Annotated in this window: 13 protein-coding genes; 3 read left to right on the top strand and 10 right to left on the bottom strand. The window is 64.3% G+C overall.

What is annotated here, in order from left to right; all coding sequences use genetic code 11:
* The first annotated feature begins 21 nt into the window (after positions 1-21).
* Positions 22-750: a glutathione S-transferase family protein gene (locus tag LRP30_RS39490; protein WP_128936697.1), complete on the top strand. Its 729-nt coding sequence runs from the start codon at positions 22-24 to the stop codon at positions 748-750.
* 265 nt (positions 751-1,015) lie between these two features.
* Here the strand turns inward: LRP30_RS39490 and LRP30_RS39485 are convergent, their stop codons facing one another.
* The 9 genes from LRP30_RS39485 to LRP30_RS39445 all read right to left on the bottom strand — a co-directional run bounded on the left by LRP30_RS39485 (position 1,016) and on the right by LRP30_RS39445 (position 10,350).
* Positions 1,016-2,167, bottom strand: coding sequence for an ABC transporter substrate-binding protein (locus LRP30_RS39485; RefSeq protein ID WP_128955624.1), 1,152 nt, complete (start codon positions 2,165-2,167; stop codon positions 1,016-1,018).
* Between the two features lie 96 nt (positions 2,168-2,263).
* The gene (locus LRP30_RS39480) at positions 2,264-2,683 is read right to left on the bottom strand and encodes a thioesterase family protein (protein WP_128936695.1); all 420 of its coding nucleotides are present in this window, start codon (positions 2,681-2,683) and stop codon (positions 2,264-2,266) included.
* Between the two features lie 12 nt (positions 2,684-2,695).
* A complete protein-coding gene (locus LRP30_RS39475; RefSeq protein ID WP_249758284.1) occupies positions 2,696-3,457 on the bottom strand; it encodes an SDR family NAD(P)-dependent oxidoreductase in 762 nt (253 codons plus the stop codon).
* A 212-nt stretch (positions 3,458-3,669) separates the two neighbouring features.
* Positions 3,670-5,553 carry a feruloyl-CoA synthase gene (locus LRP30_RS39470; protein WP_249758283.1) on the bottom strand — a complete coding sequence of 628 codons (1,884 nt, stop codon included), beginning with the start codon at positions 5,551-5,553 and terminating at the stop codon, positions 3,670-3,672.
* Positions 5,550-6,359, bottom strand: a complete 810-nt coding sequence (locus LRP30_RS39465) for a crotonase/enoyl-CoA hydratase family protein (RefSeq protein WP_128936692.1) — start codon at positions 6,357-6,359, stop codon at positions 5,550-5,552. The genes LRP30_RS39470 and LRP30_RS39465 overlap by 4 nt, the downstream gene beginning before the upstream one ends.
* 246 nt (positions 6,360-6,605) lie before the next feature.
* Entirely contained in the window at positions 6,606-7,067 is a 462-nt protein-coding gene (locus tag LRP30_RS39460; protein ID WP_249758282.1) for a DUF3237 domain-containing protein, read from the bottom strand.
* A 211-nt stretch (positions 7,068-7,278) separates the two neighbouring features.
* Positions 7,279-8,598 carry a TRAP transporter permease gene (locus tag LRP30_RS39455; protein ID WP_249758281.1) on the bottom strand — a complete coding sequence of 440 codons (1,320 nt, stop codon included), beginning with the start codon at positions 8,596-8,598 and terminating at the stop codon, positions 7,279-7,281.
* Positions 8,599-8,600: 2 nt separating this feature from the next.
* Entirely contained in the window at positions 8,601-9,110 is a 510-nt protein-coding gene (locus LRP30_RS39450) for a TRAP transporter small permease (RefSeq protein WP_128936689.1), read from the bottom strand.
* 223 nt (positions 9,111-9,333) lie between these two features.
* Positions 9,334-10,350: a TRAP transporter substrate-binding protein gene (locus tag LRP30_RS39445; protein ID WP_249761935.1), complete on the bottom strand. Its 1,017-nt coding sequence runs from the start codon at positions 10,348-10,350 to the stop codon at positions 9,334-9,336.
* 264 nt (positions 10,351-10,614) lie between these two features.
* On the opposite strand from LRP30_RS39445, the gene pobA reads away from it, so the two are divergent.
* Together pobA and LRP30_RS39435 are read left to right on the top strand one after the other, a co-directional pair.
* Positions 10,615-11,784 carry a 4-hydroxybenzoate 3-monooxygenase gene (pobA, locus tag LRP30_RS39440; protein ID WP_249758280.1) on the top strand — a complete coding sequence of 390 codons (1,170 nt, stop codon included), beginning with the start codon at positions 10,615-10,617 and terminating at the stop codon, positions 11,782-11,784.
* Between the two features lie 333 nt (positions 11,785-12,117).
* Positions 12,118-12,534: a PaaI family thioesterase gene (locus LRP30_RS39435; protein ID WP_128936686.1), complete on the top strand. Its 417-nt coding sequence runs from the start codon at positions 12,118-12,120 to the stop codon at positions 12,532-12,534.
* 67 nt (positions 12,535-12,601) lie between these two features.
* Here the strand turns inward: LRP30_RS39435 and LRP30_RS39430 are convergent, their stop codons facing one another.
* Positions 12,602-13,486: a LysR family transcriptional regulator gene (locus LRP30_RS39430; RefSeq protein ID WP_249758279.1), complete on the bottom strand. Its 885-nt coding sequence runs from the start codon at positions 13,484-13,486 to the stop codon at positions 12,602-12,604.
* Positions 13,487-13,565: the final 79 nt, after the last annotated feature.

The following is a 13,565-nucleotide window of genomic DNA, read 5'->3' as shown; positions in this document are numbered from 1 at the left end:
GGCAGGTTCAGGAGAGGTTTCATGATCACGCTTTACGGCTTTGGCACCGGCTTCGGCCTGCCGGAAATCAGCCCCTTCGTCACCAAGACGGAGGTGCAGCTCAAGATGGCGGGGCTGCCCTACCGGAAGGAGCGCGCGATGCCGCCAGCTTCGCCCAAGGGGCAGCTGCCCTTCATCGACGACGGCGGCGAGGCGGTGGCCGATTCCACCTTCATCCGCGCCCATATCGAGCGGCGCTACGGCTTCGATTTCGACGCCGGGCTCTCGTTGCAGGAACGTGCGCAGGCCTGGGCGTTCGAGCGCATGATCGAGCATCACGTCTATTGGGCGCTGGTCGGGGCGCGCTGGGTCGATCCGGTCAATTTCGCCAAGGGGCCGTCGCATTTCTTCGACGGCGCACCCGAGCACAATCGTGAGAAGCTGCGTGAGGACGCGCAATTCCGCGTCGCCGAGAACTATCTGCTCTCGGGTCTCGGCCGCCACGCGCCCGACGACGATGTCGATCTCGCCGTGCGCTCGCTGTTCGCGCTCTCGGTGCAGCTCGGCGACAAGTCGTATCTGATGGGCAACAGGCCCTGCGGCGTCGATGCCACCGCCTTCGGCGCACTCGCGGGGATCCTGACGCCCTTCTTCGAATCGGCCTTGCGGCAGCGCGCCGAGGGATTTCCGAACCTCACCGCCTATGTCGATCGCATGATGGACACGTATTATCCGGAGTTCGCCTGGACCCCGTTGCGACAGGCGGCTTGAGGCTCGCGGTGTATCCGCCCGCTCGCTGTAACCTCTCCCGCTTGCGGGAGAGGTCGGCGCGCAGCGCCGGGTGAGGGTTCTCTCCGCTGGGGGACTTCTTCCATAAGACCGAGACAATCCCAACGCGGAGGTACCCTCTCCCCAGCAATCTCCCGCAAGCGGGAGAGGGGCGCAGCAACACGGTGGCTGGCAGCTCGTCTCAAAGCTCAAAAGGAAAGAGCCGGCCCATCGGGCCGGCTCTTCTCGTTGCGAACTATCGCTGCGCCTACTTCACTAGCGAATACTTGCCGTTCTTCACCGTGAGCAGGATGCGCGAGCGGTCGTCGAGGCCATAGCGGTCCTTTTCGGTGAAGTTGTAGACCCCCTGGCTTGCGGCCAATTCCTTCTCAGACAGCAGCGCCTGGCGGATCGCTTCGCGGAATTCCGGCGTGCCGGGCTTGGCCGTCTTCAATGCCGCCGGAATGATGCGCTTGAGGAGCTCGAACGCATCGTAGGAATGGCCGGCAAACTGGCTGCGGCTGTTCGGACCGTACTTGGCTTCATAGGCCGAGTTGAGTGCGAGGCCCGGCTTCTTGGTCAGCGCGGTGTCTGGCTGATCCTCGGGGTCCATCACCGGGCCCGAGGCCATCAGCACGCCCTCGGCCGCTTTGCCGGCGATGCGGATGAAGTCCATGCTGGCCGCGCCATGGGTCTGGTAGATCAGGCCCTGATAGCCGCGCTCGCGCAGCTCGGTCTGCGGCAGCGCGGCCGCGGTGCCGGAGGCGCCGATCAGGATCGCGTCGGGATTGGCGGCGACGAGCTTGAGCACCTGTCCGGTCACCGAGGTGTCGGGACGGGCGAAGCGCTCCTCGTCGACGATGGTCATGCCCATCGGCACGGCCTGCGCCTTGAGGTCGTTGAACCAGAGGTCGCCATAGGAGTCGGAATAGCCGATATAGCCGAGGGTCTTCACGCCCTTGGCCTTCATGTGATCGTACAGCACCTTGCCCACGATCGGGATCGGCTGCGGCATCGCCACCGACCACTTCATGCGCTCCGGCGTGATCGGAAACGGCGCGAGGCCGAAATGCGGAATGCCGGCTTCGTTGGCGACGTTGGAGACCGCGATGGTCGGCGGCGTTAGCGCCGAGCCCATGATGATGTCGGCCTTGGATTCGGTCACGAAGCGGCGGGCGTTGGTGGTCGCGGTGGTAGGATCGCCGCCGTCGTCGAGCACGATCACCTTCAGCGGCACGCCGCCGATCTCCTTCGGCACGAATTCCAGCGCGTTGCGCTCGGGAATGCCGAGCGCTGCGCCCGGGCCGGTCGTGGTGGTGGTGATGCCGATGGTGATTTCGTTGGTCTGGGCCAGCGCGGGCAGGGCCGGCAGCGCCAGCGCGGCCGCGGTGATGGCGGCGGTTAGGTAAAAGCGTTTCATCTTCATCTATTCCTCCCTGTACGTCTTTCTTTGAAAGCAGAAATCGGGGGGTAATTCAGCCCCTCTTTTGGTGATGCGGCGATTTAGCTCCGGGCTCTAACTCCCCGTAAACTTGGCTACCATTTCCGCCGGGAACGGTGCCGATTTCAGCTTGTCGGGGTTAACGGGATCGCGGCCGACCAGGACGCGGGTCTCGAATCCCTCGATCGCCAGCGATTCGCCCTTGTAGACGTTGTGCTTCACCTCGAAGCTCGAGCGCTTGATGCTCTCGATTTTGGTCTCGATGGTGATCCAGTCGCCATAGGTCGAGGGGATGTAGAACTTGGCCCGCGTGTCGACCATGGGAATGCCCACCAGGCCGTATTTGCGGACCAGATCCTGTTTGGAGAATCCGGCGACCTCGAACAGGGTCGACGTCGAATCGTCGAACATCGCGAAATAGCGCGGGTAGTAGACGATATTGGCGGGGTCGCAATCACCCCACTGGATCTGGACGTCGCGCCGGTTCACGAACATGCGTCGCGCGCCTTACTTCGGCGCCATGCGCAGCGAGCCGTCGAGGCGCACCACTTCGCCGTTCAGATACGCATTCTCGACCATGTGCAGCGCGAGCGCGGCGAACTCGTCGGCATTGCCGAGCCGGCGCGGGAAGGGGATCGCGGCGGCGAGCGAGTCCTGGGCTTCCTGCGGCAGGTTAGCGAGCAGCGGCGTCAGGAACAGGCCCGGCGCGATCGTCAGCACGCGGACGCCGAATTGCGCGAGCTCGCGCGCGATCGGCAGCGTCATGCCGACGATGCCGCCCTTGGAGGCCGAATAAGCCGACTGGCCGATCTGGCCGTCATAGGCGGCAACGGAGGCGGTGTTGATGATGACGCCGCGCTCGCCGGTCGCCTGCGGCTCGAGCTTGGACATCTCGGCTGCGGCAAGGCGCAGCATGTTGAAGGTGCCGATCAGATTGACCTTGATCACCTTGTCGAAATCGGCGAGGGCCATCGGCCCGTCGCGGCCGACGACGCGTTTTGCAACGCCGATGCCGGCGCAATTGACCAGCACGCGCGCCGGGCCGTGAGCCTTGGCCGCCTGCGCGATCGCGGCTTCAGCGGAGGCGGCATCGGAGACGTCGCAGGTCACGGCGACGCCCTTGATCTCGGCGGCAACGGTTTCAGCAAGCTTGGCATTGAGATCGCACACCGCGACCTTGGCGCCCTGCGCCGCCAGTTTTCGCGCGGTCGCAGCGCCCAGCCCCGATGCGCCCCCGGTAACGATGGCTGCCTGATCCTTCAACAACATGGCGTTCTCCTTTGGCGATTCTAATTCAGACGCGATCGTATCCAAGCGCTCCCTCGCCCCGCTCTTGTCCGCCGAAGGCTTTGGCGAAGGCGGATGCGGGGCCGCGACGAGAAGCCGCCCTCACCCGAATTTGCGCAGTGCGCAAATTCGACCTCTCCCCGCAAGCGGGGAGAGGTGAAGGAAGAGCCGGCTGGTTCATTCCAATTGACATGTTACCCGACCGATATCACACGGTCCGACGGATTAGCAGCGTAGAGCTCCTCGATCAGGAGGTTGCGATGTTCCAGCACCGCGCGCTGGTTGATCGAGCCTTTGTCGGTGACCTCGCCCTTGTCGATCGAGAGCGGCGTGTCCATCAGGATCGCGCGCGTGATCCGTGTCGAGGAGCCGGTGGCTGAGCTGAGGAAACCGGTCAGGCGTTCGCGGAATGCCTCGCGCACCAGCCGGTCGCGCGTCGCGACGACGAGATCGTCGGCCGGCAGCGTCGGGTTGATCAGGCGGCAGCCGTCGAGATCGAGCACAACGAGCGCGGAGATCTCGTCGCGGTTGATGCCGGCGATGACGACGTCGCGCACCAGCGGCGCGCAGGCCGCAACGAAGCGCGCGCGCAAGGGGCCGACGCTGACCCAGGTGCCGCTCGCGAGCTTGAAATCCTCACTGACGCGCCCGTCGAAATCGAAGCCGGCATTGAGATCGTCGGGATCGGCGGGCTTGAGCGCGTCGCCCATCTTGTAAAAGCCTTCCTCGTCGAAGGACTTTGCGCTGATATCGGGCTGGCGCCAGTAGCCGGGCATCACGTTCGGCCCCTTGGCGCGGACCTCGAGCTTTCCGTTGTTCGGCACCAGCTTGGCCTCGTTGCCGGAGACGGGCAAGCCGACATGGCCCGAGCGGCTGGTGCGCGGACTGACCGACATGAAGAACGGCGCGGTCTCGGTCGCGCCGAGGCCGGTCAGCATCGGCACGCGATAGCCCTTCTCCTTCACCGTGAGTTCGTCGAGACTGTCCCAGACGAACGGCGACAGCGCTGCGCCCGAGAAGAACATCGCATGCAGCCGGTCGAAGAACTTTGCGCGCAGGCCCTGGTCGTCGCGCAAGTAAGGCAGCAGCGACTCATAGCCCTTGGGCACGTTGAAATAGACCGTCGGCGAAATCTCCTGGAGATTGCGCACCGTCTCCTCGATGCCGCCGGGCACCGGCTTGCCGGCGTCCAGATACATCGAGCCGCCATTGTACAGCGTCAGCCCGATATTGTGGTTGCCGCCAAAGGTGTGATTCCAGGGCAGCCAGTCGATGATGACCGGCGGCTCGTCTTTGAGGAAGGCGAGCGTCTCGCGCAGCATCACCTGGTTGGCGCAGATCATGCGCTGGGTGTTGATGACGGCCTTGGGATTGCCGGTCGAGCCCGATGTCAGCAGGAATTTTGCGATCGTGTCGGGGCCGATCCTGCCGTGGACCTCGTCGAGATCGCCGCGGATCGGCGTCGCCATGAGATCGGCGAGCAGCGTGACGTCGCGGCCCGGCACGCGGCCAAAGGACGCGGCGATCTCGGTGCCGAGCGAAACATTTGCGGCGAGCGCGTCCGCGAACTTGTCGGCGTCTTCGGCGAAGACGAGACCGGGCGTCAGCAGCTTCATCAGATAGGAGAGCTTGCCGTAATCCTTCGACACCAGCGAATAGGCCGGCGACACCGGGCAGAACGGAATGCCGGCATAGAACGCGCCGAACGCGAGCAAGGCGTGGTCGATCGAATTGCCGGAGAGGATGACGACCGGCCGCTCCGCCGACAGGCCGCGCGCGATCAGGCTTGATGCGATGTGCCGGCTCGCGGTGAGCAGCTCGGCATAGGTGATCTTGCGCCAGCCGCGGCCGCCGTCGCGCTCGGCCATGAAGACGCGATCCGGTGTCGTTGTCGCCCAATGATGCAGGCGGTCGGTGATGCGGACGGGATAGTCGCCGAGAGGCTGCTTGGGCCTAAGGTAAATCGTGCCGTCGTCGCGGCGCTCGATATTGACGGCGGGATCGCCGAACGAGATGGGCCGCAGCGGAAAAGTGCTCGCGCCGCGCTCCATGCTGGAAGAGGACGGCTGCGCGCTCATGACTTCGGCTTCACCTTTGCGGTCTTGTGTTCGAGGAATTCGCGGATCCTGCGCTTTGCCTCTTTATCGCTCTGCGCGACGGTTGCCATCAGTGATTCCATGAGCAGGCCGGTCTGCGGATTGGCCTCCGCGATCATCGGCAACGCCTGGAGAACGGCAAAGTTCGTCAGCGGTGCGTTGGCGGCGACCTTGGTCGCGAGCTCCAGCGCCTTGCCGAGCCCGTTGCCGGCCTCCGTCACATATTGCGCGAAGCCGTAGGAGGCGCCTTCAGTCGCGCTATAGACCCGGCCGGTCAGCATCATGTCCATCATCCGGGCGACGCCGATCAGCCGCGGCAGCCGCACCGAGCCGCCGCCGCCGACGAAAATGCCGCGCTGTCCCTCCGGCAGGGCGAAATAGGTCGAGGGCTCGGCGACGCGGATATGCGCGGCGCAGGCGAGCTCGAGGCCGCCGCCGATCACGGCGCCTCTCAGCGCGGCGATCACGGGTACACGGCTATACTGGATGCGATCGAACACCCGGTGCCACATCTGGGAATGGAGCAGGCCGCCGGTCGCGTCATGCTCGGTCAGCTCGGACAGGTCGAGACCGCTGGAGAAATGGTCGCCGATGCCGTGAATGACGACCGCGCCGATGTCCTCGGGCAGGTTCGCAAAACACTCGCCGATTTCCAGGATAATGCCGTCATTGAGCGCATTGCGCTTGGCCGGCCGGTTCAGACCCACGGTCAGAACCCGCTCTGCCCGCTCGATCCTCAAAAGCCCGGAGGCGCCCGCGTTAGCGGTTTCGGCGTTTCCCTGTGTCATTTGCGTCCTTGTCAGAATAGTTATGTTGTATAACGAATTTTGGTGGAGTCAAGGAGGGGCGATATGAACTCTGGCGCTCATTGGGCCGGTTTGGGGCCTGCTCCGGCGAGGGAGTCCGTTGTGATAGGTTGCCGCAGCCCTATCCTCCGTCATTGCGAGGAGCTCTTGCGACGAAGCAATTCAGGCTGCCGCCGCGGAAAGATTCTGGATTGCTTCGCTGCGCTCGCAATGACGAGGTAGCGAGGATCACAGCACCTGATGCACGTCGATCACGACGCGGTCTGCATGACGCGCCGCTGAGCCGATGAAAATATGTTCCATCAGCCAGCGATACTGCTCGTGCCCGGTCTCAAACCTCGGCACGGTGCGGAAATAGATCAGCTTCGGATCGACCGGCTCGCCGCGCTTGAGCTTTTGCAGTAGCTCCACCGGGCCGAAGCGCATGCCCTTGTTCTCGACATAGATGGTCGCGCCGTCGTCGGTCTCGAAGGCGTATCGAGCTTCGAGATCGATCAGCTCGCTGGGGCGGATGGTCTGGAAGTCGGCGCCGAAGGGGAGCACCTGGCCTGTGATTGCGCCCGTCACCTCGCCGCCGATGATCGGAATGATGCGGCGCACGCCGATACCAGTCTCGCCGGGGGTGATGACGTCGCCGATACGAGCGGTGATGGTGAAGACGTATTTGGTTTCGAGTGTCGGTGTGGTCATTGATCACCTCTCATGTACCCATTAGCGCCGCTGCTCTTCCTTCTCCCCTTGCGGGAGAAGGTGGCGCGAAGCGCCGGATGAGGGGTTGCCTCCGCAAATGCAAATGTGCGTGTGGAGAGAGACCCGTCACCCGGCTCGCCGCTATCGCGGCGAGCCACCCTTTCCCACAAGGGGAGAGGGGAGGACGGGCTCGTCGCTCTATCACGCAGGCCTAATGCGCCATCATACGCGTCGGCAGCCAGGTCGCCAGCAGCGGGAAGGCGATCAGGATCACGAGGCGCACCAAATCCGTTGCGACGAACGGGATCACGCCATTGAAGATGGTGGAGAACGAGACGTCCTTCACCACGCTTTTGATGACGAAGACATTCATGCCGACCGGCGGATGGATCAGGCCGAGCTCGACGGTCATGACGATGATGACGCCGAACCAGATCGGGTCGAAGCCGAGATGCATGATCACGGGGAAGATGATCGGCACGGTCAGGATGATCATCGCCATGGCATCCATCAGGCAGCCGAGCACGAGATACATCACCATGATCAGCGCCAGCACGCCGTAGGGACCGAGGCCGAGGCCGGTGAGGAATTCCGTCACCTTCTGCGGCGTCTGCGTCACCGTCAGGAAGTAACCGAAGATCAGCGCGCCGATCAGCACGGTGAACACCGCGGCCGCGGTGCGCGTCGCCTGCAGCAGCGACGCCAGCACCTTCTCGCGGTCGAGCCGGCCCGTCAGCACGCCGATGATGAAGGCGCCGGTGGCGCCGACGCCGCCGGCCTCAGTCGGCGTGAAGCGCGGCAGGAAGGGCAGGCCGTAGAGGCCGCCGATGACGAACACGAACAGCAGCACCGGCGCCCAGATGTCCTTCAATCCGGCAAAGCGCTCGCGCCACGACAGCACCTTGCCCTTGGGCAGGAAGTCGGGCCGGAAATAGCCGATCAGGCCGATCGTGATCATGTACATGGTCATCGCCAAGAGGCCCGGGATGATGCCGGCAATGAACAGCTTGCCGATGTCCTGCTCGGTGATGATGCCGTAGACCGCAAGCACGGTGGAGGGCGGCAGCATCGCACCTAACGTGCCGCCTGCCGCGATCACGCCGGTGGCAAAGGACTGCGGATAGCCGAAGCGGCGCATCTCGGGATAGGCGACGGCGGAGAAGGTCGCGGCGGTCGCGACCGAGGAGCCGCAGATCGCGGCAAAGCCGCCGCAGGCACCGACGGTGGCGATGCCGAGCCCGCCGCGCAGGTGGCCGACAAAGCCGTTGGCGGCGCGGAACAGCTCGCGGCTCATGCCGGAATTGCTGACGAACGAGCCCATCAGCAGGAACATCGGGATGACGCCGAAGGTGTAGTCGGTGACCGTGCGCATCGAGGTCTGGCCGACCAGCTTCAGCGCCGGCGTCGCGCCGACCAGATAGGAGAAACCGGACACACCGACGAGGCCCATGGCCATGCCGACGGGCACGCGCAGCAGCATCAGCACAAACAGGGAAACGAAGCCGATTACGGCGACGGCATCGGTGCTCATGACTACTCCGTCGCCTTCAGCTTGGGGTCGTGCATCTCTTCGGGATGGAAGATCAGCCGGTAGGTGCGGATCGCGATCAGCAGCACGGCGGAGACGTCGCCGATCCAGGCGATCGCGAAGAACGGCCAGGTCGGCATGTGCATGTCGAAAGTCTGGACGTTGTCGTTGTAGGTGCCGCGCACCTTGTCGAACAGCGTCCAGGTCTGCACGGTCACGACGAACAGCAGCACCAGCGTTGCGAACACGTCGATCCAGCGCTGGTAGCGCGGCCCGACATTGCCCCAGACGAGATCAACCGTGATGTGGGTGCCGCGATAAGACGTCGCCGCGATGCCCCAGAAGATGAGGATGCCGAGCAGCATGCGGCCGATGTCAAAACTGTCGGGGATCGAATAGTTCAGCGTGTTACGCAGCAGCACCGACAGGAAGATGTCGAGCGCGACGAGGCCGACGAAGCCGGCCGCGATCCATTCGATCGTGTCGATAAAGCGGTCCATCCAGGCGCGCTTCATGGGGTGGTCCTATCGCGAGATGTCATTTTTAGATCCGGTCTCGCCGCGCACTCCGCCTCTCCCGCGTGCGGGGAGAGGCCGGAATTCGCGCGTGAGCGCGGATTCCGGGTGAAGGAGGCTCTCCGCGAGTTCATCTGTCACCATCTTTGCGGAAGCAGCCCCTTACCCCGACCCTCTCTGTAAGAACGGGGAGAGGGGGCGGGATAGAGCGCGCCGCGCAGCACTACTCCGCCAGCGCGTTGTACTTCTTCAGCGATCCCTTCAAATCCGCCAGCGCCGCATCCGGATCGGCGCCGGCCTTCTTGGCGCCGTCACTCCATGTCTTGACCAGCGGCTCGGCGGCCTTCTTCCAGGCCGCGGTCTGCTCGGCCGTCAGCTTGTAGACCTCGTGGCTCGATTCCGCCTTCACCTTGTCGATGCCGGCGTCCTCGAACTTGCCCCAGTGCTCGCCGACCGCGCCGGCCATCTCGATCGTGCAGTTCTTGTCGATCGCGGCCTTCTGCTTGTCGGACATCGCATTGTACTTGTCCTTATTGATCACGAACACGAAGGTCGTGGTGTAGAGCGGCGCCTCCATGTCGTATTTGGTCACCTTGTCGATGCCGAACAGCACCAGGGAGCCCCAGGGGAAGGTGACGCCGTCGGCGACGCCGCGCTCGATGATGTCGCGCACTTCGGGTGCGGAGGACTGCACGTTGGTGCCGCCGAGCGAGGTGACGAAATTCGCCATGGTGGCGTGGGCGGGACGGATCTTCAGGCCCTTCACGTCCTCGGGCACCACGATCTTCTTGGTACGGGAGTGGAAGGAGGAGGGCGAGTGGACGAAGGCGAGGCAGTACTTGACGTCCTTCATCTCCTTCTCGGCATATTTGCGATACCAGGCATCCAACCCCATCGAGCCGCCCTTGGCGTCCGAGATCAGGAACGGCAATTCGCCGGCGCCGATGATCGGGAAGCGGCCGGGTTGGTAGCCGGGATTGACGTAGGTGACGTCGGCGATGCCGTCGCGCGCCATGTCGTAATGATCGAAGGCCTTGCCGAGCTGCTGGGCTGGAAACACCTTGCCGGTAATGGTCCCGCCGGAATCCTTGTTCACCGCGGCTACCCAATCTTCCAGGGATTTCTGCAGCGGGTGCGATGCCGGCACCCAGTGCGAGACCTTCAGGTCGAAGGTCTTGTCCTGCGCGAACGCTGGGCTCACGCTTGCTGCCAGCAGCAACGCCAGACAGACTTTCCTCATCACGCGTCTCTCCCTGTTTTCGACGGCGGGCTTCGATGGCCCGGTCTCGTTAATTAACATGTTATCTAATTGGCCGGCGTGTTCAAGCCGGAACTGGCGCGCACCTTGTCGCGTCATCTACGTCAGCCATGTTGCATGGATTTGTCGCTGCTCGGGCGACTAGCGCTCCCTTTTGCCCAACAATTATATGATATAATTATCGCCTGCGGGCCGGCGCGACAAGCAGGCCGCGGCGAAAGCCTACAGCATCGGAAGGAGCAAGTATTGCGGACAAAAGTCGCAATCATCGGGGCCGGGCCGGCCGGATTGTTGCTTGGGCAACTGCTGCACACTTATGGCATCGACAATGTCATTCTGGAGCGGCAGAGCCCGGATTATGTGCTCGGCCGCATCCGCGCCGGCCTGCTGGAGGAGGGGACCGTCGCGCTGCTCGACCAGGTCGGCGCTGGCGCGCGGGCCCATGCCGAAGGCCTGGTGCATGAAGGCATCGAGCTCGCCTTCTCCGGCCGCCGTCACCGCATCGACATGAAGGGCGCGACCGGCAAGACGGTGATGATCTACGGCCAGACCGAGGTCACGCGCGACCTGATGAATGCGAGGAAGGCCGCAGGTCTCGTTTCGGTCTACGAGGCCAAGGACGTGCAGCTGCATGATTTCGACGGCAGTCACCCGCGCGTGACCTACGTCAAGGACGGCGTCACCCATACGCTCGATTGCGATTTCATCGCCGGCTGCGATGGCTTCCACGGCGTCAGCCGCCCCAGCGTGCCGGCCACGGCCATCGAAGAGTTCGAGCGGGTCTATCCGTTCGGCTGGCTCGGCATTCTCTCGGACACGCCGCCGGTCAGCCATGAGCTGATCTACTCCAACCACGCCCGCGGCTTTGCGCTGTGCACCATGCGCTCGACCAGACGCAGCCGCTACTATGTGCAGTGCGCGCTCGACGATCATGTCGACCAATGGCCGGACGACCGCTTCTGGGACGAATTGAAGCGCCGGCTCGACCAGGAGGCGGCCGCCAGCCTCGTCACCGGACCGTCGATCGAGAAGAGCATCGCACCCTTACGCAGCTTCGTCGCCGAGCCGATGCGGTTCGGCCGGATGTTCTTGTGCGGCGATGCCGCGCACATCGTGCCGCCGACCGGCGCCAAGGGGCTGAACCTCGCCGCCTCCGACGCGCATTATCTGTCGAGCGCGCTGCGCGAGTTCTACGACGAGAAATCCAGCGCCGGCATCGACGCCTATTCCGCCAAGGCATTGGCACGGGTCTGGAAAGCCGTGCGCTTCTCGTGGTGGATGACCTCGATGCTGCACAAATTCCCCGACACCGGCACCATCGGCGCCCGCATCCAGCTCGCCGAGCTCGATTACGTCACGCACTCGCAGGCCGCGATGACCTCGCTGTCGGAGAATTACGTAGGGCTGCCGTTCTGACCACAGGTGTCATGTCCCGCGCAGTGCCGTAGAGTGGGCAAAGCGCAGCGTGCCCACCGCTCCGGCCTGAATCGTGGAGAGATGGTGGGCACGGCGCTTCGCACCTTTGCCCACCCGGCATCGCGCGCTGCGGCCACACCGTCATTGCGAGCGAAGCGAAGCAATCCAGGCTGCCTCTGCGGAAAGATTCTGGATTGCTTCGTCACTTCGCTCCTCGCAATGACGGGAGTGCCCATTTCAAACGCCCCCGCAAATCCCGTTTAAAACTTTGTAGGTGATGCGTTCGTCGCGTCAGTCGCGTTCAATGGCAACGATCAGCAACGCGAGACAGCCATGACCGCCACCGACATCCCCGCCGGCTTCGAGCCGCATTTCCGCAGGGCCCCGCTCACCGATCCCTGGGAGCCGCTCTATTCGAAGAAGACCGAGAAGGGCGTCACCGTGGGACTGCGCCTGGCGCAGCCGCACACCAATGCACGCGGGCTGATCCACGGCGGGCTGATCGCGGCGCTGGCCGATGCCGCCATGGGCTATAGCTGCGCCCAGGCGACGGGCTGGACGACGTCGTTCGTCACGATCTCGCTGTCGGTCGACTATGTCGGCGCCGCCGAGATCGGCCAATGGCTCGCGGTCGAGGGCGAGGCGATCAAGACCGGCTCTACGATCTGCTTCGCGCAATGCCTGGTGAAAGCCGATGATGCCGTGATCGCGCGCGCCAGCGGCACGTTCCGCGTCGTGCCGAAGAAGTAAGCCGAAGCCCCATCCATCTGCTGGGTCCCAGCTCTGCGCCGCTCCGCGGCGCGTCCGGGACACGCACCTAGCCAAACCTCCATTCCGCCGTCTCCACCACGAGATCGACGAACGCGCGCACTTTGGCCGACAGCAGGCGCGAGGTCGGGTAGACGATGTGGATCGGCAGCGCCGGCTGCTCGTATGCCGCGAGCACGATCTTCAAGCGCCCGCGCTTCAGCCCCTCGGCGGCCTGATAGGCCAGCACCCGCGTCACGCCGCCGCCGGCTTCGGCATATTGCAGCGCCGCGTCGGCGCTGTTGCTGATGAAGCGCGGCGCTGGCGTCACCTCGATGTCGCGGCCGTCGCGCAGGAAGCGCCATGCGGACCAAGGACCGAACTGGATGGTCTGGTGCGAGACGAGAGCCTCCGGCGTCTTCGGCTCGCCATGGCGCTTGAGATAGCCGGGCGCGGCCACCACGATCCGCCGCATCTCGCCGACCTGGCGCGCGACCAGGGAGGAATCGGCGAGATGGCCGATGCGGACGGCGGCGTCGACCGCGTCTTCCACGAGATTGACGAGATGGTCGGACAGCCGCAATTCGGCGGCGACTTCGGGATAGCGTTTGAGGTAAGCGGTCATGACCGGCCCGACATGGAGCCGGCCGAAACCGACCGGTGCCGACACCACGAGGCGACCGCTCGGCCGGTTGCGCTCCTGCCGCGCCGAGCCGTCGGCCTCCTCGACATCGGCGAGGATGCGGCGGGCGCGTTCGAGATAGCGCGTGCCGACATCGGTCAGCGTCACCTGTCGCGTGGTCCGCTGCAACAGGCGCGCGCCGAGATGCTCTTCCAGTGCCGCGATCAACCGCGTCACCGCCGAGGGCGACAGGCGCAGCTTGCGCGCCGCCGGCGCAAAGCCGCGCGAATCGGCGACGGTGACAAAGACGTGCATGGCTTCGAGCCGGTCCATGGCATTATTGCATATATTGCAATGATGAAGTGTCAAGCGGCCAGATTGTTCTGACGGCAGGCAAGTCCATGTTAACTGA

This window comes from Bradyrhizobium sp. C-145, from assembly GCF_023375135.1.
In the GTDB taxonomy this organism is placed as follows: domain Bacteria; phylum Pseudomonadota; class Alphaproteobacteria; order Rhizobiales; family Xanthobacteraceae; genus Bradyrhizobium; species Bradyrhizobium zhanjiangense.
Note: the sequence above shows the minus strand (reverse complement) of the source record. Positions and strands in the feature narration are given on the sequence as shown.